Source organism: Allofournierella massiliensis, from assembly GCF_004345265.1.
Taxonomy (GTDB): domain Bacteria; phylum Bacillota; class Clostridia; order Oscillospirales; family Ruminococcaceae; genus Allofournierella; species Allofournierella massiliensis.
Map to the genome: position 1 here is coordinate 1 of NZ_SLUM01000007.1, position 23,048 is coordinate 23,048.

Here is a 23,048-nt window from a genome sequence, read left to right on the forward strand (position 1 = left end):
TGAACAGCCAGAACAAAAATCCCTATGCCCACTACCATTGTAGCAAGTACGGGCAAGGATTGCACCAGTGTTCCATGCACTATATCCGCTATGATGTGCTTTACGCCTATGTCCTTTCCCGTCTGCAATACTGGTCTGTGCTGGCACAGCAGGATGGGGACAAACTTCTGAAACGGCTACTTAACGCCAGCGACAAGGAACGCAATACTGCAAGGAAGCGGCAGACAGCCGAACTGAAAAAGGCGGAAAAGCGCAAAGCAGAAGTAGACACCCTGTTTGCAAAAATGTATGAGGACTGGTCTGCCGGACGCATTACAGAATACAATTTCAATATGCTGTCCGAAAAGTATCAGGGCGAACAGCGAGAATTGGACGCAAAAATTGAACGGCTTCACGAAGCGATGGAGGTCGCCGCCCAGACAGCGGTTGACGCTGAAAAGTGGATAGGTCTGATGAAACAGTATGTCAATCCCACAGAATTGACGGCTGAACTTCTGAATACGCTGATTGAAAAAATCCTTGTCCATGAAGCGGTCAAAAGTGAGGACGGAAGCCGGGAACAGGAAGTGGAAATCTTCTACCGCTTTATCGGCAAAATCGAATGACACATCTTGAGATACCCAACAATATCTTTAACTAAGGGAAACGGGCCAATCCTACCCGGATTTTCAGCGGCTGGTTCTGCTGAGTGATTATTTTGGAATGTCGCTGGACGAACTGGTCCGGAATATCGATGTTCAGGATGTGAGAGACAGAAATGGCACGGAGGAAAAGATCGCATCCATGTTTTCGGATGTGGAGAAAGCAAAAGATTTTTGCGAAAAAACGATAAAGTATGGTGTGCGTATCTGCTGTGGCTTCAGCGCATTTATCGCTGTAATCATGGGAATCGCCGTTTTGGCGATGATCCTGCGGTAACGCGGAGATGTACCCGGTAGCTATAAAAAGGAAAACGTGCCTTCCATCTGCACAATGCGGACGGAAGGCACGCTTTTGTTGAAATGGTGAGAAAGTGCTCAGCCCTTCAGGCAGGCACGAATCAGCTCACGGAACAGCGGGTGTGCATGGTTGGGGCGGCTCTTGAATTCGGGATGATACTGCACCGCAACAAAGAAGGGATGCTCCAGAAGCTCCATGGCCTCCACCAGGCGGCCATCCGGAGAGGTGCCGGTGAAGCGCACGCCTGCTTCCTCCAGCATCGAACGGAAGGCGTTGCTCACCTCGTAACGATGGCGATGGCGCTCGTGAATCAGCTCAGCCCCACTGTAAATGTCACGCATCCGGCTACCCTCTGCCAAAGCGCAGGGGTATGCGCCCAGACGCATGGTGCCGCCCTTGGGCAGCTCGCCGGTCTGATCCGGCATCAGGTCGATTACGCACTGGTCATTTTCCGGGGTGAATTCCCGGCTGTTGGCCCGGGGCAGACCAGCCATATTCCGGGCCGCTTCGATCACCGCGATCTGCATGCCCAGGCAGATGCCCAGGTAGGGCAGAGAATGCTCCCGTGCATAGCGAGCAGCCAGAATCATGCCCTCAATGCCGCGCTGACCAAAGCCGCCGGGCACCAGAATGCCGTCCACACCGGCCAGCTGCTCGTTCAGATTGGCTTCACTCAGCTGCTCCGCATCCACCCAGCGAATGCTCACAGCCGCGCTGTTCTCGTAACCGCCGTGGCGTAGCGCCTCCACAACCGAGAGGTAAGCATCATGCAGCTCCACATACTTGCCCACCATGGCAATGGTCACCGAGCGGTTCAGCTCGTTGATGCGGGTGCACATCTGCCGCCACTCGGTCAGATCCGGCTCCGGCGCGGTAAAGCCGAAGCGACGGCAGACCAGCTCATCCAGCCGTGCACCGTGCAGCATCAGGGGCACATCGTACAGGCTGGGAAGGGTACGGTTTTCGATTACACAGTCCTGCTCCACGTTGCAGAATGCAGCGATCTTCTGCAGGATACCGTCCTCCAGGGGTTCGTCACAGCGGGCGATGATCACGTCCGGCATAATGCCCATACTCTGCAGCTCATGTACCGAATGCTGGGCGGGTTTGGTCTTATGCTCGCCGGAGCATTTCAGGTAGGGAACCAGCACCACATGCAAAAACAGGCAGTTTTCCCGGCCGACCTCCCGGCTGATCTGCCGGATGGCTTCCAGAAACGGCTGGCTCTCGATGTCGCCGATGGTACCGCCGATCTCGGTGATGACCACATCTGCCTTGGTGTATTCGCCCAGGCCGTAAACAAATTCCTTGATCTCGTTGGTTACGTGAGGAATGATCTGCACCGTGTGGCCCAGATATTCACCAGCCCGCTCCTTGTGCAGTACATTCCAGTAGACCCGGCCGCTGGTCAGGTTGGAGAGCTTGTTCAGATCCTCGTCGATGAAGCGCTCGTAGTGGCCCAAGTCCAGGTCGGTTTCCACACCGTCCTCGGTCACGAATACCTCACCGTGCTGGTAAGGGCTCATGGTACCCGGGTCCACATTTACATAAGGGTCCAGCTTCTGGGCTGCCACCTTCAAACCACGCTGCTTGAGCAGCCGGCCCAGACTGGCCGCGCTGATGCCCTTGCCCAGGCCGGAAACCACACCGCCGGTCACAAAAATATGCTTGCTTGCCATACTCCCAATATCCCCCTTGAAGATTGTGTCTGTTATAACAAAAAAGAAAAAGCGCCCATCCCGTGAAAGCGGATACTACCGCCTTGGGATGGACGCCTTTGTCCTAACATTTTATATATTATACGCATACGAAAAGGGAATGTCAATTCCAAAGGCTGCAAAACCATTTGGAAAAATATTTTCAAAAAATTCGAAAACAGGTGTTGACATTCTCTGAATCCGTGCTATAATAAAACATGTCGCTGAGGTGAACAGCCAAAGCGAAAAAAATATGCGGATGTGGCGGAATTGGCAGACGCGCTAGATTCAGGTTCTAGTGGTAGCGATACCGTGGGGGTTCAAGTCCCTTCATCCGCACCAGTTGAAACCCCTGTAAACTCAACGGTTTACAGGGGTTTTGCTATATATTCCTATTATGGAATTCCCCTGATGTGAAGGTTTTTTCTACCGCTTTTCTACCATCTTCTACCCTGATTCCTTATATTGCGCGGGAAGCTGGGAAGTAGATAATCTTTTCTACCGGAGCTTCTACCGGTGTTTGAGGCGGTGGATCATTCAGACTGTTTAATAATCCCCCCATGCTGCCAGCCATTTCTTTTTTGGTTTGATTGCTCACATGTGCGTAGATGTTCATGGTTGTGTGAATATCACAGTGCCCCAGAAACTCAGAGACGCACTTCATATTATAACCATCTGCCAGAAGTTTGGTGGCTGCTGAGTGCCTGAGATCGTGAAACCGAATCGGGGGAAGATCGTTGTCTGCCAAAAGTTTTTTGAAATTGCTGCTGATTGCTTCAACGGAGAAAACTCTTCCATCTGCCTGTCGGCATACAAAGTCGGATGGGTGATAATGAGCGCCTAAACTTTGCTGCTGCTGTTGCTGCCTATTATAGAGGTTCTGCAAGTATTGCTTAATCTCTGAACTCATAGGAAGCACACGGCAGCTTTTCTTTGTTTTGGTGCGCTCTTTGTAGACGGTGCCGCCTTTGCTGATAACGGCAGTTTTGGAAATGAGTATGGTTTCCTTTTCAAAATCGACCTGTGACCATGTAAGCCCGGCAACCTCGCTTCTTCTCAGTCCATAGGTACAGGCTAAAATAATCTCAGTTTCAATTTTGCTTTTCCGTGCTGCCTGAAAGAGCTGGGCAATCTGCTGTTCATCGTAGAAGTTCGGGATAAACTTCTTGCTCCCCCGAAGGATCACATCATGGGCGGGGTTATAGGGTATAATGTGATTCTTTCGGGCCTCTTCTAAAGCGCATGAGATATTGCTCAGATGCTTTTTGACGGTAACAGGGCTGAGGGTTTGCAGCTTATAATTACAATATGCCTGAATATGGGCGGTCTGAATCTTTCTCAGCTCTACGGGGTGTTCCAGGAAATAGGGTTGAAGGTGGGCACGGAAAATAATTTCATAGTTGGAATAGGTGTTAATCTCCAAATGAAGTTTGGCGTGCTCCAGCCACCGCTCCAAAACATCTACAAACGGTTCGTTTGGGCTAAATAAAAGATTGGCCCTCTCATACTCGTTTAGAATCTTTCGCATCTCTTCGGTGGCCCTTGCCTTGTTTCCTTTTACCGGCAATCCCGTGGCAATCCATTTTTGTTTGCGGTTTCCGTCTGTGTCTCTCAGTTGAAGTACCACATAATAATAATCATTTTTCTTCTGCAATCTGCCTGTCATATACAGCATCCTTTCCAATCACTGCGGCAAGTCTGCTTGCAAAAGAAACAGGTACAAATAAAGTATAACACCCCAATAATGAACATGCTATTACTTTTTCATCTGACGGTTAATGAAGTCCAATAAATCGGCTTTTGGGATCATGTATTCTCGCCCGATTTTGAAGCTTGGAATCTGCCCGGTTTTAAGCAGGTCATAAATAGCCCCCTTGTTCTTCGGGAAAATCTGCTGCAAATCTTTGGTGGTCAAAATCTCCGGATAGCTTTCAAACATATATAATACACTCCTTAAAATGCCTGGACTAAATCAGTTCGTTCAGATGAACTGAGACGAGGTTCTCTATTATGAAGGGTCGCGAACGGATGGGGATAACGAACAGGATCAAGGGCTACAAAGCTATTCAGGTATTCTTCCATCGTATACTCATGTATGCTACCATCTTTATGATAGTCCTTAATTGTGTGGATTCTGCGTAATAATGCGTTCCAGGTTTCTTTGTCGCTTGCTTGAACATTAGGGTATTGCTCGTACAGAGGAATATTGCTTATAATATAAACAGTAGTGAAACAGGCCACCTTGTTTGCATAGCGGCACCGTAGATCAAATGGATAGCCATCTAAGAGATTTAGCAGCTCAGAGATTTTTAGCTGGCTTCGGAACTCATCTAGTACAAGAACTTCTTGACCTGCATAGGAATCAAATGGGTGTTCATAGTCTGTCACCCGGTATACAGCTTCATATCCGTTTTCCTCCATGACGGTTCGTGTTTTTCCTGTGCCAGTGGCTCCTGATATATAAGTAATTTGGAGATGACGGAAGGTATTCTTATATTGTTCTCTGTGAATAGTTGCACGAGCACGGTCTATATCGGTTAGCCGGGTCATAAACATGGGACAGCGTTCCAGAATCTCATAGTTGGAAAGACCGTCTTTCACATAGTCGTAAAGCAGCGCCAAGTCACTTCGTTCCCCCTGCCTTTCTTTTGGCATCTCACCCCACTCAAAAAAGGTATCAGGAATAGAAGTGTCTTTCTTTGGATCATTTTCCCACTTTCCTTCTTTTTTAATGTAATCACGATTCTCTTGGGATGTGCCAATAGTGCGCTCAATATGAGCAGAAGGGAAACGCTTTTTCAAGGTGCTAAAACGGATAGGAACATCCGAGGCTAAATATGGGTAAACCTTGCCACGGCTACCTTGCCTGCCCTTGCACTGGGTGTTGATCCGGCCAGCAAGAACATTATGAAGCATAAGCCAGTAAAATCGGGCACTCTGTTTGAAAAAGATCTGGTACGCCGTGTTATTATACAAGGCATCTTTGTGGCGGCCATGACCACCTGCGCTTACTGGATCGGCGCAAGCATGGGCGGGCATGTGACCGGTCAGACAATGGCGTTCTGTGTACTGGCCTTCTCGCAGATGCTTCGCGCTTTTAATCAGCGCTCCAATACGGAGCCTATCTGGGTGCGGGCAGAAGGGATCAATCCTTGGTTGATCGTTTCCTTCGTGGTATCTGCTCTTCTGATGGCGTGCATTCTGCTTGTTCCTGCGCTGCAAAATGCGTTCCGGTTGACCTTGTTGGATGGCACACAGTGGCTAATCGTCATTGGGATGTCCCTTATGTCAATTCTACAAGTAGAAATTGTAAAGACCATTAAAAAGCATATTCATAAATAAGCAAAAAGGCGGAGGGGGCACCCTCCGCCTTTTTTGAAAGAGATAATTATCTGTATATATTACTGGAAGGCATACAGCATTGTTGCTGCCCTGGATGACTTCTACGCTTGCTATACGGTGGAGGAAGCAAGGAACGCCTTTGACTCTCTCTATTCCTGGATGCGCCGTTGCCGGTTGCAGCCAATGAAAGACGCTGCCACCACACTACGCAACCACAAGGAGAAGATACTGGCCTACTTCTACCACCGCATTACCAACGCTGTCTGTGAGGGTATTAACTCCATGATACAGGCAGCCAAACGGAAAGCCCGTGGCTTTAATACCTATGAGGGCTTTGCCTCGATGATTTACCTCGTTGCTGGTAAACTCCAACTCGCTGTCCCTAACCCTTTCTAAATACTCCTATCCACTAAAACGGGAGTAGAGCCTTTATTTGTATGCTTTGTGCGGGAAAATAGCATTTATACCGGTTCGGTCGACATGGGGATTGTCCTTTTTCCATACATCCCCGGAAAATGCGATGCGAATCCTTACGGTGTAGATGGCTCATGGGACATAACGATAGAGCATCTATTAATTTCTGCTGCTGAAAAGAGATTTGTCAAGTTCTTTTTATTTTTCCTCTTTTGTGATAACACCATTATGTGAAAGCAAATAGATTATGAAAAAGCCGCCTAAGCCGGCTGCGATACATACTATTAACTCCCTCCAAGCGGGGATTCCAGGGAAAATACTGGCGACGGATCCAAGGATGAAGCCAAGGATGACCAAATATGTAAATCGCGGGTAGCGCATCATTGCTTTTTCTAATAACTTGGCTGTTAAAATAATACCAACGATACCTCCTAACAACATGGGAATCAGAAAAGACAGTTGAAATGTTTGAATGGCCGTTATTGTTTCGTCATACAACCCTAACAACAGCAGAAAATAAGATGCGCTGACACCGGGAAGAAGCAGTGCGATTGCGGCAATTGCTCCTGCGGCGAACAAACTCAAAAATCCTGATAATCCAGTTAATTGTCCAATATTTTCCGAACGGAACGGAAATACTGATATGCCGACAACAATCAGTACGCCAAGAGAAATATACGCAGGGACTCTCCATGAGAACGCATGAATTTTTGATTCGCGGATTATCATGGGAATTCCCCCAATCACTGCTCCTATAAAGAAATACATCGTCGGTTTCGGATATGTAGTTATTAAATAAGAGATCGGATTTGAAAGCAACGCCATTCCGACCATTGCCCCAATACAAAACACAAGCAGGAAGCAAAAGTTCCTGCTTTTTTTCTGACGAAATGAGCTGACGGCGGAAATAAGAGAACTATAGATGCCAAGAATCATGGCCATTGAACCGCCGCTGACACCCGGAACCAACATCGTTCCGCCGACAATACACCCTTTCACAGCGATGGAAAAGTAGTTTTTCCAATGCCGCGTTATTCGCCGTGGTTCATTGGATATCCTCCTCAAAATGTTCCAAATTTTTAATCTGTCCAACGACATTGATCACATCACCTTCACGGAAGCAATATTCCGCCGCAAAATTCACATCTGTATGGCCGTCATGTTCAACGGCGATAATGTTTACTCCATAACGGCGGCGGATGTTCATATCCTGAATGGTCGTGCCAATCAGTTTTTGAGACACCTGGATACGGCGCACCTCAGCATTGCCGCTCAATGCGATAGAATCCAGAAAACTATTATACAGCAGTCCTTTGCCAAGCCGTATCGCCATATCTCTCTCAGGGTATACGACCGATGCTCCCAGTTGTTTGAGCGCTTCGCCATGAATAAAGCTTGTTGCCTTTGCTATGACATGTCCGACGCCCATTTTCAATACTGTCATGGTTGCAAGAATGCTGACATCAATTTGTTCTCCAATACATATGGCAACAACTTCACAGTTCTGAATCCCGGCCTCTTCAAGGGTCATTTGTTCCAGATTATCAACAACCAAAGCCATTTCCGTAAAGCGCCTGGCCTCTCGTACCCGCGTCTCGTCCTTATCGATAGCGATGACTTCTTTTCCCGCTGATGCAAGGCACTCCACCAGCGCCATACCAAAACGCCCCAACCCTATAATTCCGTAGGAATTTGCATTATTTTTCTTTTTCATTTTACACTTCTCCTTGTGTTATCCAATTGTGATAGATTCTTCCGTATAACGGATATTGGGCAAAGGACGATCTATCCAGAGCGTCAGCAAGGTAAACGCACCGACGCGTCCGGCAAACATCGTGAAAATTAACACCAGTTTGCTTGCCACACCGAGATCCGGCGTGATTCCAGTAGAAAGACCCACTGTACCAAACGCGGATACTTCTTCGAACATAAGCTGCACAAAACTGTATTCCGGCTCCAGCACACAGAGCAAAAACGTTCCGCCGCATACCAACAGCATGGAAAGCAGCGTAACGGTGCACGCCTTAGAGAACACTTCAAATGGGATACTGCGACGAAATGCGCCGATATGACGTTTGGTAAACAAGCTCCGTACATGCTGCACCAAAACAAAAAATGTACTTGTCTTGATACCACCGCCCGTAGAGCCAGGCGAGGCGCCAATAAACATCAGTACGATCAAGGTGAATAAGCCTGCATTGGTAAACTCGCCAATGGGATAGGTAGAAAATCCTGCCGTACGTGCAGATACGCTCTGAAAAAACGCACCCATCCATGTCACATTCTCGGTTGCCTTTAAAAGCAGCGTACCGCCCAAAAGCAGAGCAAGCGTTGTTGACAAGACCACTTTGGAATGAAGAGTCAATTTCCGGAAGGACCGTTTTTTCAATATGTCTAAAATTACAAGAAAACCCAGTCCGCCGAAAATGATCAGGCCACATGTAGTCAAGTTCAGCAGAACATTGCTTTGATATGGGATTAAATTTCTCAAGCCGCCCAGAATGTCAAAGCCGGAGTTGTTGAAGGCGGCGATGGAGTGGAAAATGCTGATCCAAAGCGCTTTCAGGACGGGGTAATCCTGCACAAATACGATGAAGCTCAAAATAACACCTGCCAGTTCAAAGCAGAAGGTCATGAGTAAAACCGCTTTAACAAGCCGGACAATGCCCTTGATCCCATCTATATTCAGGGCCTCTTTGACCAGGATCCGTCCTTTGATTCCGATATTTTTTCTCGCAGCCAAAATCAGTCCTACACCAATGGATGTAACGCCCAATCCGCCGATCTGGATCAGGGCAGCAACGACTACCTGACCAAAGAAGGTGAAGTGATCCGCAACGTCAATGGAAATCAAACCTGTCACGCAAACTGCACTGGTCGAGGTAAAAAGGGCGTCGACGAAATGTACCTTCGCATCATTTCGCACCGATACTGGCAGCATAAGTAAAAGTGCCCCAATCAATATCACCAGGGCAAACCCTATGGCAATTAATCGCCCTGGAGGTTGTTTTTTTATCTTCGCAAGCATATTTTTCTCCTCATCTGTTTTTCATAACAACGCTTTCCACAATATCTGCAATATGTTCACAGGTATCTGCACATTTTTCCAGATAGAGATAAATTTCCCGCCATACGAGAATATACAACGGATCGATGTTTGTTCCGTGCAGACGGTACATACAGGAGATGAACAGTTCGTCCGATTCTTCCTCCAGACTGTTAATTCGAACAATACATTCGTGGAGTTTCTTGGAATGTTTGAAATGTGGAAATTCTTCCATCAATAAGCAGATTTCCTCACAGCAGCGGATAAGTACATCTACCATCTGGAAAGCGTCTTCACGTATGTCAGAAATATGATTGTAATAGATTCGAATCAGAACATCTTCAATTTTGTCGGTAAGATCATCCATGTTCTGGCTAATCTGCACCAAGTCCTCCCGATCAATGGGCGTAATAAACGCTTTCACCAAGGTGTTTATCAATTCATGTCTTTTGCTGTCGCCAGCATGCTCAATCTTATGCATTTCGTCCAGCTTTTCTTTTAAAGCTGTCGCATCAAAGTGCTCCAGGGTGTCTCTTAAAAAATACGCGGCTCGTCGTGAGCAATCTGCACAGTCCATAAAATTCTGAAAATAAAAAGAATCTTGTTTTTTCGACATTGTTTCCACCTCATACTGGTTATTATATTAACGCAAATGCATTTATGCTTAAAAAACGTCAATAAAGATTTTCGCTACCACGAAACTGATCAATCCACACCCCGGAAAAGTGAAAATCCACGTAAGCACCATATCCTTCACAACACCAAGATTGATGGCGGAAAGCCTTTTTACAGCACCAACGCCCATGATCGCGCTGGTTTTTGTATGGGTGGTTGAAACCGGAATGCCAAACAGACTGGAGAGCAACAGGCAGAACGCTGCGGCAAGATCGGCAGAGAATCCCTGATATTTTTCCAGTTTTACCATGTCCATACCCACAGATTTGATGATTTTCTCTCCGCCTACGCTTGTCCCAAGAGCCATGATGATACTGCACAGCAGCATTAGCCAGACCGGGATGGTCATTCCAGTAACACTACTCTGGCCATTTGAAAAAGCGATCCCTAAAAACAAAACGCCGATAAACTTTTGACCATCCTGTGCACCGTGCATAAAACTCATAGCTGCAGCACCGAAAATTTGCGCTGCTTCAAAAAAACGATTGGTCGTTCGGCGATCCTTAGAACTGCATATCAGCGTAACCAGTTTGCACATGATCCAGCCGATAGCAAAACCCAGCACAAGGCTCAGTACCAAACCGTAGAGCACCTTGGACCACTCATCCATATTGATCCCGTCAGTTCCGTTTTGAATGGCCAGAGCCGCTCCGGTCAAGCCGGCAATCAGACTGTGACTCTCGCTGGTGGGAATTCCTAAACGGGAAGCACCTACGCTATACACCACAATGGAAAGCAGGGCGGCACACAAGGCAACGAGAGCGCTGTGCGTATCACCGCCAAAGTCAACCATGTTGCTTATGGTGGAGGCTACCGAGCTGTTCATCTGAGTCATAATTAAGACGCCAAGAAAATTAAATACCGCACTCATCAAAATGGCGCTGCGCACACGCATACACCGAGTCGTGATGCATGTTGCGATAGCGTTGGGCGCATCGGTCCAACCGTTTACAAAAATCACGCCCAATGTAAATAATACTGTGATGCATAAGATCGGACTTGATGAGACCCCTTCAAGAAATGCACTAAAAGAAAAATCCACAATTTCCCTCCTCAAATCATTGGCAAAAAAAGAAGGCAGACCCTTCTGTGAGAAGTTCTGCCTTCTGTGCTTAATCAAATATCAGCAACTAATTTTTGATTAAAAACATTTTGGAATAAATAGAGATGCAAAAAGCTCTCTATGACAGACTCCACCACTCATTCCAGTTTGTCATATTATCACAATATCTATATAATGTCAAGTGTGAGTGATCGCAGTCACTTCATTCTTTTTATCCGCTTCAAGATTTGCTCCATAGCGGCAATATTCTTGCGGCCTTTTCGTTGATATTTTACAGCTATTGAGTGTGCTGTACTACTTACCGGAATGTTGGTTGCGTTTTTGGTATCGATAATATCTATTCGTTTCCTTATGTCGTTCATCAAAAAACATAATTTCAGAATTTTGGGCTGGTATCGAATCGCTCTTGCCGCAGCTGCTGCGATATACTTTGGTTTTATTGAATGATGGGATGTAAATAATTATCAAGACAAATCAAATGTTATGGGGAAATCCCGTTAAGGTTTGTAGTGAACAGGAACGGTGGGTTACCGTTCCTGTTCGCTCTTTTTCTTTTGAAAAGTCTGCTGCTCCTTATGCGCCTGTCGCATCATTCTCCGTACTGCCTGCCGCTCCATATCCTCATGCAGCATACGGGAAATCGCCTTTTTGCTGTCAAACATCAAAAGCGGGCTGTACTTTTCGCCGTAAACCTGCTGTGCCCGGTTCTCCGCTTCCTGCTCCTTGCCGGGGCGGATGGCCTGTTTTGTTTTGTAGAGCTGCACCGGGTCGAAGCCCTGGGCCTGCTCCCGAAGCCCGGCATACTCGTTCAGGGCAGCGTCCAGCTCGGCAGAATATTTCTGCTCCTGTTCTTCCAACCGTTTCAGACTCTGCTCCATGGCTGCAATGTCTTTAGGAAACTTATCGGCGGCATCTTCCTCGGTATATGCCAGCGACGCCAGAAGCAGATTTTTCTCAGAACGCAATTCTTCCAAATCCTCTGTCAGTGCCGCAATTTTTGCGGCCAGCTCCCGGTGTCGGAATACATGGACAGCAGAGAGCGCCTTTTTCTCGGTAAGCAGGATGCGGCGCTCCTTCGTCTTATCTCGGATGTCCTTTGCCAGCTGATTGTACTGTGTGAGGGCAGGGCGCAGCGTATTCAGCGAAGTGTTCAGGCGTTCCTTGCCCTTGCGGAGATACCCCAGCTGATAGCAGAACAGAAGCAAATTTTTTCGCAGATTTTCCATGGCCTCGGCAAGCGCCGGGAGGGTATTTTTGACTGTTTGCGCCAGCTTTTTAACCTGTCCTCTCAGCTCCCGAAGCAGGGCATTGTCCGCCTTGATCTGCCGGTTCAGTTCACATCGGTCAGAGATAATACCTTTTTTCCCCATGGCTCTGGCAACCACACCCTCATGGAGCGTAGGCTGCTCCAGCAGCCCACGCTAGGCATGGCTGCGGTGGTCGATGCGTTCCTCATGTCCGGTGCGCTCCAGATGGCGGTTTGCCACATTTGCCCATGCAGCCCGCCACAGGACAAGCTGTTCAGCACTATTCCATCGTTCCGTGATGGGATTCTGCCTGCCATATTTGGTGCTTTTGGGGTACTTGGACACCCGTTCATAGCCCTGCGCCTGCGCTGCGGAAGGGGGCATATACACCTTCTTTTTGTTTACCTTATACTGGTACTGTTTCTCCCATCCATCGGCCTGTGCCTGCTTGAACTCAGCGGCAGTAAAGCCCCGTTCCTCGCCGTCTTTGACACAGAGATATTCTTTCTCGGGCTTGTACTGCCATTTTCCCTTTTCATCCAGCGGGCGCACCGTCAGCAGGATATGAGCATGGGGATTGTGTCCGGGAGGATACGGGTCATGGATGGCAGCATCGGCGCACATTCCGTCTGCAACAAACTGTTCCTTGATAAAATCTTGCAGGAGCTGGATTTGTTCCTCCCGGCTCAACTCTATGGGCAGTGCCGCCACAAATTCACGGGCGAGGCGACTGTCCTTTGCGGTTTCGGTTTCCTCCACAGCGTTCCACAGGGTTTCCCGATCCTGCCACTCTGCGGGAGCGGTGGCTGGCAGAAAAACCTGCCTCCACCCAAGTCCCTGTTTGCGTGTGTAGTCAAGCAGAACAGCCTGCGTCTGGAACAAAGCGGTGCTGCCGAGATTCAAGCTTCTCTGGACTCACCTGCTGCAAACAAAAAGATAACATGGAGCAGCACTCCCGATGGTGTTGTACAGATCACCCAGGACCCGGTGGATGGAACGAAAGCAATCGTGAAACCCTTGAAAGAGGGAAGCACTACGGTCACCGTTGCTGCGGAAGGCGGGCAGGAAATTGCTCTTTGCAGCATCACCATTAAGGCGGTAAAAAAAGAGACGGAAAACACCGCTGCGATATCGCATGGAAGCGGCGTGAGCGGCGCAGGAATTTGCGCCTTTTTCCGCAGTCGGAAAAGAAACAAAAAGTAGCCGATTTCTGTCCCCTGCAAAAAGCCGGAGGCAAACGGCTGCCTCAGTCAAAAAACAGGCGCTCCACCCGGTCAGATACACCGGGCAGAGCGCCTGTCTTTTTGTATTACTGTTCATCAACTTCCGCAGGCCGCAGCAGCTCCAGATGAATTTCTGCCTCCCGCAGAAGGGGGCAGTCCACCGGCTGAGGCGGCTGGGAAGAGGAGCTTTGCGCCGTGGGCAGCAGCTCCCATACGACGGCAAGGTCAGCGGCGGGGTCCCGGCGGCGTGCCTGCTCCAGAAGCTCCCGGAACACCGGGCCGGTGATGTGGCACTTCCAGGCCCGGGCAGTCAGCTGAAGCCAGTCGGTCTTACCCGGCAGCCACAGAGTCACCGGCTGATCGAACCAGAGTGCCCGTACCAGTGCGCGTCCGGCGGCGGTCCGTTCCTGGGCAAGGCCCAGTAAGAGTGTGGCGCCATTCTGGCTGGCCACCACGGGACAGGAAAATGACAGCGAACCCTCCAGATCCTGCGCCTGTGCCACCGCATTGTCCCATACAGGCAGGAGGGCAGCTGTTTCAGACGAAAGTGGGGTGAAAATCGGTAGTTCCATCCTCAATCACCCCTTTCCAGTTCACTGTCCGGGTGGTTCCCGCAGTGCTTATAGTCGTCATTTGTATTGTAAAGTCCATGCGCTTTACGGATGCTGTGCAGCCCTTCGGCCAGCCGCACATAGTATTCCAGCGGCGGCATGGGCCGGTAACCCAGCCGGGTGGCCCGGTGCGGGCGCCAGATGGTGCACAAAAAGTTCACTCCGTGGCTGGCGAAAAACTCACAGGCCTCAAAATTGGATTCCAGCGCGGCCTCCACATCGGAAAAGCCGTTCTTTGCGGCCAGCTCCACACCGGCAACAACCTGGGTGCACACCTTGCCGCGCCCGAATACCTCTACCGCGTCCAACGTGCGGCGAATCCATTCCTCATAGCCGACCCATTGCTCTTTGCCGGGGCAGAGCTCCTGAAACAGAGCCTTGCCCCAGACCTCGATGTTGGGCGCATAGGAGGTGATGCCGGTCTCGCGCCAGATGCGTTCCAGCTGCTGTTTGGGATAGGCAGGTGCCATCAACTGGCAGGGGAAGCGGCCGGTGAAGTTTTCCCCGATGGCCTGCAGGACCCGGATGTACCGGTCCACCTCACAGGAAAAGGGCGGTTCGCCGGAAAAATCCGATCCACCAGACAGACTGATCTCGGAAAAACGACCCGGCTCTTTGAGCGCCTCCTGAATGGTTTCCCGCACATCCTGGCAGTTCACCTCACCCCGGCTCTGTCCGCCGGTGAAAAAGGCACAGAAGCCACATTGGTGGCCGCCCTCCCAGAAGCGGCAGCGCTGGAAGGCGTTCAGAATCAGCTTCTGGCCGCGTACGTCTGCCACTGCGGCCATGGGAGTGCCGAGGCTGGTGATTTTGCCGTAAAATTCGGGCCGGGGCACAAAGTCGATCACATCGATCAGCGTGTTGCCCTCCTTCAGCAAAAACAGCCCGCCCTCCCAGTCGATCTGGTAGGGGTCCTCATAAGGGTCGCCGTAGTTGATGTAAACGAAGGTGCCGTCCCGCAGCAGAATCGGTCCGGGCACGGCAGTACAGGCCTTGCGGCCGGAAAAACGGATGTCAAAGGCAGTGTCGCTGGAAAAGGCGTAAATGGAGCCTTGAATTTTCTCCAGCGCGGCGGGGGTGAGCACTGCCCCGTAACGGATCATGCTCAGCTTCAGCAGCACAAAAGGGGAAAAGTTTGGGTAGCGGGCCGCCTGCAGCTGGGCCAGCTCCGCTTGTTTTGTATGATTCATTGCATTGCTCCTGTGGTTATAAAAGCCAGAGCCCGACCAGAAGTGCGGCGGGCAAACCGATCAGAAAGGCGATATCCGCCCAGCCGAACCGTACCCGGAAGGCCACAGCCCGGGGCGCATCATTCTGGAACCCTCGGGACTCCATAGCCATGGCGAGACTTTGGGAACGTTCCAGTGCGTGAACCAGCATGGGGAGGATTCGTTTTGGTGAAAAGGGCGTTGCCTTTACACCGCGAACCCGCAGTGCCACGCCCACGGTGCCGAACTCGCTACGCACCACCGGGAAGAAATGATAGGCAGCCAGAATGCCATAGGCAAATTTCGGGGGCAGATGGAACTGCTGCATCAGGCTCATAATCAGCTCCATTGGCTCGGTGGTAAACGCGAACAGCATGCCCAGGCCGCCGAAGGCCAGCACCCGGGCGGCCAGCTGGCAGGCACTTTTCAGCGAGCTGGCGTAGATCACCCGCTGGCCGAATACAGCGGTCTCCACCCCTTGTGCAGCCGCCTGACTGGGGAACAGCAGGCCGGTCATGAACATGCCGAAGGCAGCGATGAGAAACGGTGTGAGCGAGATGAACAGAAATTTCCGATCCACCCGCGGGGTGCATAGAGTTACCACCAGGCAGCAGCCTGCCACCACCAGATCCAGTCGGGTGTTGTAGGTGACCGAGAGCATCAGCGAAGCAATGATCAGGGTGAGCAGCTTGTAGGCGGGATTCAAAGCGCGCATGGGGCATGGCTCCTTTCCTCGGTATATTGGTCCAGCTGTTCCGGGCTGAGCAGCTGCATGCGGCCGTCCTCCAGCAAATAGATCCGGTTGGCAAAGCAGCGGGCCAGCGCCAGATCATGGGTGGCAATCACGGCGGTGAGACCCTGATCAATGCGGCGGCGCAGCAGCTCCATGATGAATTGAGTGGCCCGTTCGTCCTGTGCATAGGTGGGTTCGTCCAGCAAAAGAAGCGGCCGGTTGCCCGCCAGCATGGCCAGCAGAGCCAGTCGCCGCTGCTGCCCCTGACTCAGTTCATAGGGGGAGTGCTTGCGCCAGGCCAGCAGGTCAAATTCCTCCAGCAGTGCCCGGGCCTTCTGGCGCAGGGCTTGCTCTTCGGCTTTGGGCTCCAGTGCCCGCAGGGTGGTCAAAACCTCATCCTCCACGGTCAGGCTCAAAAACTGGAACCGGGGATTCTGGAACACCAGCCCCGCAGCGCCGTTTACTTTCAGGCTGCCCTTGCAGCGTCCGGCCCCGGCAAGGCAGGTGAGCAGGGTGGTTTTGCCGCTGCCGTTTCGCCCCACCAGCGCGGTAATGCCGCCTCGGGGAAAGTCAAAACTCAGATGCTCGGCCACCGTGGTTTTGCCCTGCAGCAGCCGCAGGTCTTTTGCCTGCACCATGGATTCCTCCGGCTGGGGCAGAGGCGCGGGAGACTGGCCCTCCAGCCAGCTGTCGTCCACAAACAGGCCACGTTCCCGGAACAGCTCCCGGTGGGCCTGCAGCTCCTCCGGAAGAATGCTTTCCGGCAAAAGGTTGCCGCTTTTGTCCATCAGCAGAATGCGGCTTAAAAAAGGCAGCCAGTAATCCGGCCGGTGGTCCACAACAAAGAGGGAAAGCCCCTGCCGGTTCAGCTGAGCCAGCTTCATCGAGAGATCAGCGCAGGAGCCGGGGTCCAGATTGGCAAAGGGCTCGTCCAGAATGAGCAGCTTTGCCTCGGTGGCAAGGGCGGTGGCTAGCGCCAGCTTCTGTTTCATTCCGCCGGACAGGGTGTGAATCAGATGATGCTCCACATCCTCCAGACCCACCAGTGCCAGCAGCTCCCGGGTGCGGGCACGCAGATCGCCCGGATAGTTGATGTTTTCCAGCGCAAACAGGATTTCGTGATCCACCCGGTCCATGCAGAACTGATCGTCCGGGTTCTGGAACAGGATGGACACACCCCGGGCTCGCTGGGCCAGCGGGTAATCCTCCAGAGGCTTACCCTCAAGAAGAATTTCGCCGCTCAGAGTTCCCGCGTAGGCAGGGTAAAGCCCGGCCAGGCAGTAGGCCAGACTGCTTTTGCCGCAGCCGGAAGGCCCCATCAGAAGCACAGCCTCCCCGGGCTGAATGGCAAAGGAGAGCTGCCGGAACACATCCTCCTTCTGATAGCGGAAGGTCAGGTCCCGGCAGCTGAGCACCGGCTTACTCATCCCGCATGGCCCGGCCCAGGGCATAGCTCTTCAGCAGACCGGTGCGGGCCAGACTGTCGCCCATCAGCTTGCACAGCACGCCGGAGAAGATAAAGGAGCTGATCAGGCGTACCACAAAATATACCACCAGCAGCTGGGGTGCAATGGCCAGGTAGTTGGAGCGCACGAAGCTCCACAAAAAGCCGGTGATGGTGCAGCCCACAGAGGCCAGGTACATGGTGGTGCGGTCGAACCGCTTGTAGCGCCAGGCGGCGAACACCAGCTCAGCGCCCGCGCCCTGTACGATACCCGCCACGATTACCATAGGACCGTACATATTGCCCAGCAGCACCTCGATCAGGGAGGCCAGAACCTCAGCAATGATGGCTGCGCCGGGCTTCTGCAGAATGTAGGCGGCCAGGGTGGCAGCCATAAACCAGATACCGAAAATCATCTCGGTGCCCAGCAGCGAAACGCCCAGAGGGGCAAAGATGGCGGTCAGAGGCGAGATCAGGTAAACGCCCGCCAGATATACCACGCCGAATACCACACACAGCATGGCCACAAAAATAATGTCCTGCAGTTTCCAGGAATAGCTTGATTCTTTCTGTTTCATTGGTTGTTCCAACTCCTTAATTGCTGTTTTTGAATAATGAGGAATCATTCCGCCGTGGGGCTGTTCACCGAGAGGGTGAAATGCAGAATGTAATGGGGAACCGTTTGCTCCATGTGGCGGCAGACCGCATGCAGATAGTCAAACACTGCCTGTACATCGCCGTTGATGCGGGTGGCATAATGAACGCTGGTGGGATTCAGACCGGCATCCTCTGCCATGTGCCAAACCTCGGCAATGCGGTCGATATAGTCGCTCACGCCCATGGGATACAGTGCCAGTTTGCACAGCACCGGGAAGTGGGCACCGGCGATGGTCTGTGCATTGGGACCGGGGCCTTCCCGGGTGAGCAGGCTGTCCCCATCGGTGTCACCGGGGCAGCCCTTGGAGAACTGGCCCTCCAGTGCCATATGAACGGTGGGCTGCCATGCGTTTACGAACAGGCCCTCCACCGCGTCCACCACGTAGGGCAGGCGTCCGCGGTAAACGGTGGAAAGTGCGTCCGACTGGCTCCACACCGCCGAGGTGTCGGTCTTTTCCAGTGCACCCAAAATGATGGGCACAAAGTTCGAGTCCATGGGGTAGAGCGAGAAACGGCAGCCGGAGATATCCAGATTGGTGCCGCGGCCCGCCCAGGGCAGGTCCGGCCGGCTGCATCCGCAGCAGGTGTTGTTTTCCATAGCAATGATTCCTTCCTTTGCAAGAAATATAAAAGAAAAAGGGATGCCTTTCGCCTGGAAAAGCATCCTTTTTACTGCAAGGTCTCGGTGCTCGCACTGAAACAGGCGGGCAGAACCGGGGCTTCAGAATTGCTTCCCTACGCTGGTATGAACCAGATCAGGTTCGTGGGGTCAGGTTTTACCTTCTCAACTCCGAAGAGTCCCCCCAGAATTCCAAAACTATTCAAATTTCGCTATTTACTATAACACCGGAGGAAAGTGCTGTCAAGCGGGGCAATTCAGTCCCTGCTCTCCAGCTGTTCCAGCAAGCCCTGGCAGCCGGCCAGCACATCCTGCCAGGTGCGCTCAAAATCGCCGGTGTACCAGGGGTCTGCCACCTCGCCCGGGCGGTCGGTGTAATCCATCAGCATGCGCAGCTTATGCTGCGGATCACCGCCGCAGATGCGGTTCATATTCCGCAGGTTGTTCTGATCCATACCGATCAGCAGGTCGAACCGGTCATAGTCTGCGGCAGTCATCTGACGGGCGGCATGACCCTCGCAGGCAATGCCGTGCTCCGCCAGCTTGCGGCGGGCGGGGGGATACACCGGGTTGCCCAGCTCCTCCCGGCTGGTAGCGGCGGAGGCCACCTGAATCTGGTCCTCCAGCCCGGCCTGGCGCACCAGGTCCCGCATCACATATTCGGCCATGGGGCTGCGGCAGATGTTGCCTAAGCACACAAAAAGTATTCTGGTCATAGCACAATAATCCTTTCCGGGGAAATTTTGCGTTTTCGCTGTTTTATGGACCTATTGTAACCTGCTTTGCGTAAAATGTAAAACCCTGCGGCAAAGGAAGCTGCCCTTGTCTGCCCGGCGGTTCCGTGATAGGATGTTGAAAAGAGGAGGGGGCAAAATCATGGATCTTCGAGTGCTCAAATACTTCCTGGCCGTGGCTCGGGAGGAAAACATTACAAAAGCGGCGGCGCTGCTCCATCTGACCCAGCCCACCCTTTCCCGTCAGCTGATGCAGCTGGAGGAGGAGCTGGGGGTTAAGCTGTTTGAGCGAAGCCGCCACCGGATTATTCTGACCAACGATGGCATGCTGCTGCGCCGCCGGGCACAGGAGCTGGTGGATCTGGCGGACAAAACTGTGCAGGAATTCCGCCGGGAGCCGGAGCTGCGAGGTGTAATCTCCATCGGCAGCGGCGACCTGGAGGGCATGCATCTTCTGGCCGGGTGGCTGGCCTCTTTCCAGGCGCTTCATCCTCAGGTGACTTATCAGCTGTACAGTGGCAACGCCGACAACACCAAGGAGCGGATCGAAGACGGCATGCTGGATCTGGCCCTGCTGCTGGAACCGGTGGACATCAGCAAATACGACTTCATTCGCCTGCCGGTGAAGGAGCAATGGGGCGTACATGTGCCGGAGGATTATCCATTGGCGCAAAAGGAGTGTGTCACTGCAGAGGATCTTGCGCAGGTGCCCCTGATCTTTACCCGCCGTGAGATGATTCAGAAAGAGCTGGAGCATTGGATGGGTCCCTATGCCCAGCAGATGCAGGTGGCGGCCACCGGCAACCTGCCCTACAACATGACCCTTCTGGCTCGAGAGGGGATGGGAGCGTTTCTGACCATCCGGCTCCGCTGCAGCTATGAGGGACTGCGCTTTCTGCCCCTGTCGCCCGCGCTGGAGTCTAGTACGGTTCTGGCCTGGAAAAAGACCGAGACCTTTCCGCCTGCGGTGGCTGCACTGCTGGAACATATTAAAAAATGCCTTTTTGCTATTTCTGAAACTTCAAAATAAGTATTAGACAGTGATCTGAAAGCGATTTACAATGTAGATGTCCGGCCAGGGCATCTACATTTTGTTTTTTGGAGGGCGGCGTATGACCATTCAGGAGGCAAGCGAGCGATATCAGATTCCCATGAATATTCTGCGGGAATACGAGAGTTGGGGATTGTGCGGAGCGGTCAAAAAGGTGATGGGTGCCTGGCAGTACGACGATTCCGATCTGGAACGTCTGAGCGTCATCATGACCCTGCACGATATCGGCTTTTGCACAGAGGAAGTGGAGACTTACATGCGGCTGCTGCTGGAGGGCGAGGCCACCGGAGCCGAGCGCCTTCGTATGCTGGAAAAAAAGCGGGCCGCGGCCCTGGACGAGATCCACTTCAAGGAGCGGCAGCTCCAGCGTCTGGATTATCTGCGCCACGAGATTCGAAAAACACAAGCAGGAACAGGAGGCAAGTGATCAATGATCAAACAAACGGCAGGAAGAAACGGACTGGGCGACCTTGCGCCCAAATTTGCCCAGCTCAACGACGATGTGCTGTTCGGCGAGGTATGGTCCCGGGAGGATAAGCTGTCGCTGCGGGATCGTTCCATGATCACCGTGGTGGCACTGGTATCCAAGGGTATCACCGACAATTCCCTGAAATATCATATCCAGAATGCAAAAAATCATGGCGTGACCAAAACCGAAATGGTGGAGATCATCACCCACATCGCCTTTTATGTGGGTTGGCCCAACGCCTGGGCGGTTTTCCCCATGGTGCGGGAAATCTATGCTGAGGAGAAGGCTGATCCCTCGGATTCTCTGTTCGGCCTCGGTCAGCCCAACACTGCCTATGCGCAGTATTTCATCGGCAACAGCTATCTGAATCCACTGAATGCCGAGGGCGTGAACGTGTGCAACGTGACCTTCGAGCCTCGCTGCCGCAACAACTGGCACATTCATCACAAGGGAGGGCAGATCCTGCTCTGTACCGATGGCGAGGGCTGGTATCAGGAATGGGAGCAGCCTGCCCGCAAGCTGCATCCGGGCGATGTGGTCTATATTGCACCGGAGGTCAAGCACTGGCACGGCGCCGCGGCGGATGAATGGTTCACCCACATTGCCATTGAGATCCCCGCACCGGGAGCTTCTAACGAATGGCTGGAGCCGGTGAACGACGACCAGTACAACAGCCTCGCCTGAGCCATCAGGCAGAGCCGGACGGGGTGGCCGAAGTGTGGCCGCCTGCAGCGACGAAGGAGAGGGCAGCGAATGGAATACAGAATCAACAAACGAACGGGTGATCGAATCAGCACGCTGGGGTTCGGTACCTCCTATATTGCCCAGGCGAATGAGGCGGATGCAGTCGCCACAATCCGCCGGGCCTATGAGGGTGGCGTGAATTATTTCGATCTGGCAACGGCGGAGGGGAAAACCTTCCCATACTTTGGCGCGGCCCTTGCCGACGTGCGCAAAAACGTGATGTATCAGGTGCATTTTGGTGCCGATTATCACACCGGCACCTATGGATGGACCACCGATGAGGAAGCCATCAAGCGCAGCATCGACTGGCAGCTGACCCGACTGCATACGGACTACATCGACTATGGCTTCATCCATTGTATCGACGAGCTGTCCGACTGGCAGGAATACCAGGACAATGGGGCCTATGCCTACCTGCTGCAATTGAAACAGCAGGGTGTGGTACGGCACATTGGCCTTTCCTCCCATACCCCGTCTACCATTCAGCGGGTGCTGGACGAGGCGCCGGTGGATATGCTGATGTTCTCGGTGAATCCGGGCTATGATTACCAGAAGGGCGAGTATGCCAAAGGCTCGGTGGAGGAGCGCACGGCTATCTACCGGCGCTGTGAGGCGGAAGGCATCGGCATCGCAGTGATGAAGCCCTTCTCCGGTGGTCAGCTGCTGGACGCTTCGCTCTCGCCCTTTGGTCAGGCGCTGACCCAGTACCAGTGCATGCAGTACGCACTGGACCGGCCCGGGGTCATTACGGTGCTGCCGGGTATGAGCAGCGTGGAGCAGGCCGAGCATCTGCTGGGCTTTTTCTGCGCCTCGGAGCCGGAGCGGGACTACTCTGTGATCGGCTCTTTCAGCCCGGCGGATGCGGTGGGCAAATGTGTTTACTGCAACCACTGCAAGCCCTGCCCGGTGGGAATTGATGTGGGCCTGGTGAACAAGTACTACGATCTGGCCCGGAACGGGGATTCCATGGCCGCAGAGCATTACCATGGCCTGGAGCTGGGCGCAGGGGACTGCATACAGTGCGGCCACTGCAACAGCCGGTGCCCCTTCCAGGTGGATCAGATGGCCCGCATGCAGGAGATTGCCTCCTATTTCGGTTGAGCACTTACAGAACAAACAAAAATGCCTGTGT

28 protein-coding genes, 1 tRNA gene and 1 riboswitch are annotated in these 23,048 nt (G+C 52.4%); of the genes, 11 read left to right on the forward strand and 18 right to left on the reverse strand.

The window, feature by feature from the left end; genetic code table 11:
* On the forward strand, positions 1-605 hold a 605-nt coding region (locus EDD77_RS05040), incomplete at its 5' end, for a DUF4368 domain-containing protein (RefSeq protein ID WP_132587328.1).
* A 97-nt stretch (positions 606-702) separates the two neighbouring features.
* Entirely contained in the window at positions 703-918 is a 216-nt protein-coding gene (locus EDD77_RS18265; RefSeq protein WP_058962889.1) for a hypothetical protein, read from the forward strand.
* Between the two features lie 98 nt (positions 919-1,016).
* Here EDD77_RS18265 and EDD77_RS05050 read toward each other — a convergent pair whose 3' ends face one another.
* Complete coding sequence (locus EDD77_RS05050) at positions 1,017-2,618, reverse strand: CTP synthase (RefSeq protein WP_058962890.1); 1,602 nt, start codon at positions 2,616-2,618, stop codon at positions 1,017-1,019.
* A gap of 273 nt (positions 2,619-2,891) precedes the next feature.
* Between EDD77_RS05050 and EDD77_RS05055 the strand changes: the two genes are divergently transcribed.
* Positions 2,892-2,978 (forward strand) — tRNA-Leu (locus EDD77_RS05055).
* A gap of 118 nt (positions 2,979-3,096) precedes the next feature.
* Here the strand turns inward: EDD77_RS05055 and EDD77_RS05060 are convergent.
* From EDD77_RS05060 to EDD77_RS05070, 3 genes are all read right to left on the reverse strand, one after another.
* Positions 3,097-4,302: a tyrosine-type recombinase/integrase gene (locus EDD77_RS05060; protein ID WP_058962891.1), complete on the reverse strand. Its 1,206-nt coding sequence runs from the start codon at positions 4,300-4,302 to the stop codon at positions 3,097-3,099.
* Positions 4,303-4,392: 90 nt separating this feature from the next.
* A complete protein-coding gene (locus EDD77_RS05065) occupies positions 4,393-4,575 on the reverse strand; it encodes a helix-turn-helix domain-containing protein (RefSeq protein WP_058962892.1) in 183 nt (60 codons plus the stop codon).
* Positions 4,576-4,589: 14 nt separating this feature from the next.
* A complete protein-coding gene (locus EDD77_RS05070; RefSeq protein WP_082669479.1) occupies positions 4,590-5,552 on the reverse strand; it encodes a P-loop NTPase family protein in 963 nt (320 codons plus the stop codon).
* Here EDD77_RS05070 and EDD77_RS18870 point away from each other — a divergent pair.
* Together EDD77_RS18870 and EDD77_RS05080 are read left to right on the forward strand one after the other, a co-directional pair.
* Entirely contained in the window at positions 5,499-5,978 is a 480-nt protein-coding gene (locus EDD77_RS18870) for a cation-translocating P-type ATPase C-terminal domain-containing protein (RefSeq protein ID WP_341439441.1), read from the forward strand. The two genes, EDD77_RS05070 and EDD77_RS18870, sit on opposite strands and share 54 nt — an antisense overlap.
* A 33-nt stretch (positions 5,979-6,011) precedes the next feature.
* On the forward strand, positions 6,012-6,374 hold the full coding sequence (locus EDD77_RS05080) for a transposase (RefSeq protein ID WP_058962894.1): 363 nt from the start codon (positions 6,012-6,014) through the stop codon (positions 6,372-6,374).
* 216 nt (positions 6,375-6,590) lie between these two features.
* Here the strand turns inward: EDD77_RS05080 and EDD77_RS05085 are convergent, their stop codons facing one another.
* From EDD77_RS05085 to EDD77_RS05105, 5 genes are read right to left on the reverse strand one after another with little or no spacing between them, the layout of a single operon-like run.
* On the reverse strand, positions 6,591-7,490 hold the full coding sequence (locus EDD77_RS05085; RefSeq protein WP_082669480.1) for a DUF368 domain-containing protein: 900 nt from the start codon (positions 7,488-7,490) through the stop codon (positions 6,591-6,593).
* A complete protein-coding gene (locus EDD77_RS05090) occupies positions 7,438-8,106 on the reverse strand; it encodes a potassium channel family protein (RefSeq protein WP_058962896.1) in 669 nt (222 codons plus the stop codon). Before EDD77_RS05090 ends, EDD77_RS05085 begins: the two co-directional genes overlap by 53 nt.
* An 18-nt stretch (positions 8,107-8,124) precedes the next feature.
* Complete coding sequence (locus tag EDD77_RS05095) at positions 8,125-9,420, reverse strand: TrkH family potassium uptake protein (protein ID WP_058962897.1); 1,296 nt, start codon at positions 9,418-9,420, stop codon at positions 8,125-8,127.
* Between the two features lie 10 nt (positions 9,421-9,430).
* Positions 9,431-10,054, reverse strand: coding sequence for a DUF47 domain-containing protein (locus EDD77_RS05100; protein WP_058962898.1), 624 nt, complete (start codon positions 10,052-10,054; stop codon positions 9,431-9,433).
* 48 nt (positions 10,055-10,102) lie between these two features.
* Positions 10,103-11,155, reverse strand: a complete 1,053-nt coding sequence (locus EDD77_RS05105) for an inorganic phosphate transporter (RefSeq protein WP_058962899.1) — start codon at positions 11,153-11,155, stop codon at positions 10,103-10,105.
* Positions 11,156-11,455: 300 nt separating this feature from the next.
* On the opposite strand from EDD77_RS05105, the gene EDD77_RS05110 reads away from it, so the two are divergent.
* Positions 11,456-11,623, forward strand: coding sequence for an undecaprenyl-diphosphate phosphatase (locus EDD77_RS05110; RefSeq protein ID WP_278317604.1), 168 nt, complete (start codon positions 11,456-11,458; stop codon positions 11,621-11,623).
* Between the two features lie 80 nt (positions 11,624-11,703).
* Here the strand turns inward: EDD77_RS05110 and EDD77_RS18875 are convergent, their stop codons facing one another.
* Both EDD77_RS18875 and EDD77_RS18880 read right to left on the reverse strand, forming a co-directional pair.
* Positions 11,704-12,546 (reverse strand): hypothetical protein, encoded by an 843-nt coding sequence (locus EDD77_RS18875; RefSeq protein ID WP_455577856.1) that lies wholly within the window; start codon positions 12,544-12,546, stop codon positions 11,704-11,706.
* 51 nt (positions 12,547-12,597) lie between these two features.
* Entirely contained in the window at positions 12,598-13,326 is a 729-nt protein-coding gene (locus EDD77_RS18880; protein WP_455577857.1) for a MobA/MobL family protein, read from the reverse strand.
* Between the two features lie 105 nt (positions 13,327-13,431).
* On the opposite strand from EDD77_RS18880, the gene EDD77_RS05120 reads away from it, so the two are divergent.
* On the forward strand, positions 13,432-13,626 hold the full coding sequence (locus EDD77_RS05120) for a hypothetical protein (RefSeq protein WP_132587330.1): 195 nt from the start codon (positions 13,432-13,434) through the stop codon (positions 13,624-13,626).
* 106 nt (positions 13,627-13,732) lie between these two features.
* On the opposite strand, the gene EDD77_RS05125 is transcribed toward EDD77_RS05120, so the two are convergent.
* The 7 genes from EDD77_RS05125 to EDD77_RS05155 all read right to left on the reverse strand — a co-directional run bounded on the left by EDD77_RS05125 (position 13,733) and on the right by EDD77_RS05155 (position 19,634).
* Positions 13,733-14,218, reverse strand: a complete 486-nt coding sequence (locus tag EDD77_RS05125; RefSeq protein WP_058962901.1) for a hypothetical protein — start codon at positions 14,216-14,218, stop codon at positions 13,733-13,735.
* 2 nt (positions 14,219-14,220) lie between these two features.
* Positions 14,221-15,447: a radical SAM protein gene (locus EDD77_RS05130; RefSeq protein WP_058962902.1), complete on the reverse strand. Its 1,227-nt coding sequence runs from the start codon at positions 15,445-15,447 to the stop codon at positions 14,221-14,223.
* A gap of 16 nt (positions 15,448-15,463) precedes the next feature.
* Positions 15,464-16,180, reverse strand: coding sequence for an energy-coupling factor transporter transmembrane component T family protein (locus tag EDD77_RS05135; protein WP_058962903.1), 717 nt, complete (start codon positions 16,178-16,180; stop codon positions 15,464-15,466).
* Positions 16,168-17,625 carry an ABC transporter ATP-binding protein gene (locus tag EDD77_RS05140; RefSeq protein ID WP_058962904.1) on the reverse strand — a complete coding sequence of 486 codons (1,458 nt, stop codon included), beginning with the start codon at positions 17,623-17,625 and terminating at the stop codon, positions 16,168-16,170. Before EDD77_RS05140 ends, EDD77_RS05135 begins: the two co-directional genes overlap by 13 nt.
* Complete coding sequence (locus EDD77_RS05145; RefSeq protein ID WP_058962905.1) at positions 17,618-18,220, reverse strand: ECF transporter S component; 603 nt, start codon at positions 18,218-18,220, stop codon at positions 17,618-17,620. Before EDD77_RS05145 ends, EDD77_RS05140 begins: the two co-directional genes overlap by 8 nt.
* A 44-nt stretch (positions 18,221-18,264) precedes the next feature.
* Positions 18,265-18,897, reverse strand: coding sequence for a YkoF family thiamine/hydroxymethylpyrimidine-binding protein (locus tag EDD77_RS05150; protein ID WP_058962906.1), 633 nt, complete (start codon positions 18,895-18,897; stop codon positions 18,265-18,267).
* Positions 18,898-19,014: 117 nt separating this feature from the next.
* Positions 19,015-19,114, reverse strand: a riboswitch (TPP riboswitch).
* A 61-nt stretch (positions 19,115-19,175) separates the two neighbouring features.
* Positions 19,176-19,634, reverse strand: a complete 459-nt coding sequence (locus tag EDD77_RS05155) for a low molecular weight protein-tyrosine-phosphatase (RefSeq protein WP_058962907.1) — start codon at positions 19,632-19,634, stop codon at positions 19,176-19,178.
* A gap of 160 nt (positions 19,635-19,794) precedes the next feature.
* Here EDD77_RS05155 and EDD77_RS05160 point away from each other — a divergent pair, with 160 nt between their 5' ends.
* From EDD77_RS05160 to EDD77_RS05175, 4 genes are all read left to right on the forward strand, one after another.
* Positions 19,795-20,682: a LysR family transcriptional regulator gene (locus EDD77_RS05160; protein ID WP_058962908.1), complete on the forward strand. Its 888-nt coding sequence runs from the start codon at positions 19,795-19,797 to the stop codon at positions 20,680-20,682.
* An 82-nt stretch (positions 20,683-20,764) separates the two neighbouring features.
* On the forward strand, positions 20,765-21,130 hold the full coding sequence (locus tag EDD77_RS05165) for a MerR family transcriptional regulator (RefSeq protein ID WP_058963080.1): 366 nt from the start codon (positions 20,765-20,767) through the stop codon (positions 21,128-21,130).
* Positions 21,131-21,133: 3 nt separating this feature from the next.
* Positions 21,134-21,856, forward strand: a complete 723-nt coding sequence (locus EDD77_RS05170; RefSeq protein ID WP_058962909.1) for a carboxymuconolactone decarboxylase family protein — start codon at positions 21,134-21,136, stop codon at positions 21,854-21,856.
* Positions 21,857-21,925: 69 nt separating this feature from the next.
* On the forward strand, positions 21,926-23,017 hold the full coding sequence (locus EDD77_RS05175; protein WP_058962910.1) for an aldo/keto reductase: 1,092 nt from the start codon (positions 21,926-21,928) through the stop codon (positions 23,015-23,017).
* Positions 23,018-23,048: the final 31 nt, after the last annotated feature.

Bases quoted from the DNA above. Each gene is read 5' to 3' on its own strand.
- EDD77_RS18265 (WP_058962889.1), top strand. From the start codon at position 703: ATGTCGCTGGACGAACTGGTCCGGAATATCGATGTTCAGGATGTGAGA.
- EDD77_RS05050 (WP_058962890.1), bottom strand. From the start codon at position 2,618: ATGGCAAGCAAGCATATTTTTGTGACCGGCGGTGTGGTTTCCGGCCTG.
- EDD77_RS05060 (WP_058962891.1), bottom strand. From the start codon at position 4,302: ATGACAGGCAGATTGCAGAAGAAAAATGATTATTATTATGTGGTACTT.
- EDD77_RS05065 (WP_058962892.1), bottom strand. From the start codon at position 4,575: ATGTTTGAAAGCTATCCGGAGATTTTGACCACCAAAGATTTGCAGCAG.
- EDD77_RS05070 (WP_082669479.1), bottom strand. From the start codon at position 5,552: ATGCTTCATAATGTTCTTGCTGGCCGGATCAACACCCAGTGCAAGGGC.
- EDD77_RS05085 (WP_082669480.1), bottom strand. From the start codon at position 7,490: ATGTCGTTGGACAGATTAAAAATTTGGAACATTTTGAGGAGGATATCC.
- EDD77_RS05090 (WP_058962896.1), bottom strand. From the start codon at position 8,106: ATGAAAAAGAAAAATAATGCAAATTCCTACGGAATTATAGGGTTGGGG.
- EDD77_RS05095 (WP_058962897.1), bottom strand. From the start codon at position 9,420: ATGCTTGCGAAGATAAAAAAACAACCTCCAGGGCGATTAATTGCCATA.
- EDD77_RS05100 (WP_058962898.1), bottom strand. From the start codon at position 10,054: ATGTCGAAAAAACAAGATTCTTTTTATTTTCAGAATTTTATGGACTGT.
- EDD77_RS18875 (WP_455577856.1), bottom strand. From the start codon at position 12,546: ATGGGGAAAAAAGGTATTATCTCTGACCGATGTGAACTGAACCGGCAG.
- EDD77_RS05125 (WP_058962901.1), bottom strand. From the start codon at position 14,218: ATGGAACTACCGATTTTCACCCCACTTTCGTCTGAAACAGCTGCCCTC.
- EDD77_RS05130 (WP_058962902.1), bottom strand. From the start codon at position 15,447: ATGAATCATACAAAACAAGCGGAGCTGGCCCAGCTGCAGGCGGCCCGC.
- EDD77_RS05135 (WP_058962903.1), bottom strand. From the start codon at position 16,180: ATGCGCGCTTTGAATCCCGCCTACAAGCTGCTCACCCTGATCATTGCT.
- EDD77_RS05140 (WP_058962904.1), bottom strand. From the start codon at position 17,625: ATGAGTAAGCCGGTGCTCAGCTGCCGGGACCTGACCTTCCGCTATCAG.
- EDD77_RS05145 (WP_058962905.1), bottom strand. From the start codon at position 18,220: ATGAAACAGAAAGAATCAAGCTATTCCTGGAAACTGCAGGACATTATT.
- EDD77_RS05150 (WP_058962906.1), bottom strand. From the start codon at position 18,897: ATGGAAAACAACACCTGCTGCGGATGCAGCCGGCCGGACCTGCCCTGG.
- EDD77_RS05155 (WP_058962907.1), bottom strand. From the start codon at position 19,634: ATGACCAGAATACTTTTTGTGTGCTTAGGCAACATCTGCCGCAGCCCC.
- EDD77_RS05160 (WP_058962908.1), top strand. From the start codon at position 19,795: ATGGATCTTCGAGTGCTCAAATACTTCCTGGCCGTGGCTCGGGAGGAA.
- EDD77_RS05165 (WP_058963080.1), top strand. From the start codon at position 20,765: ATGACCATTCAGGAGGCAAGCGAGCGATATCAGATTCCCATGAATATT.
- EDD77_RS05170 (WP_058962909.1), top strand. From the start codon at position 21,134: ATGATCAAACAAACGGCAGGAAGAAACGGACTGGGCGACCTTGCGCCC.
- EDD77_RS05175 (WP_058962910.1), top strand. From the start codon at position 21,926: ATGGAATACAGAATCAACAAACGAACGGGTGATCGAATCAGCACGCTG.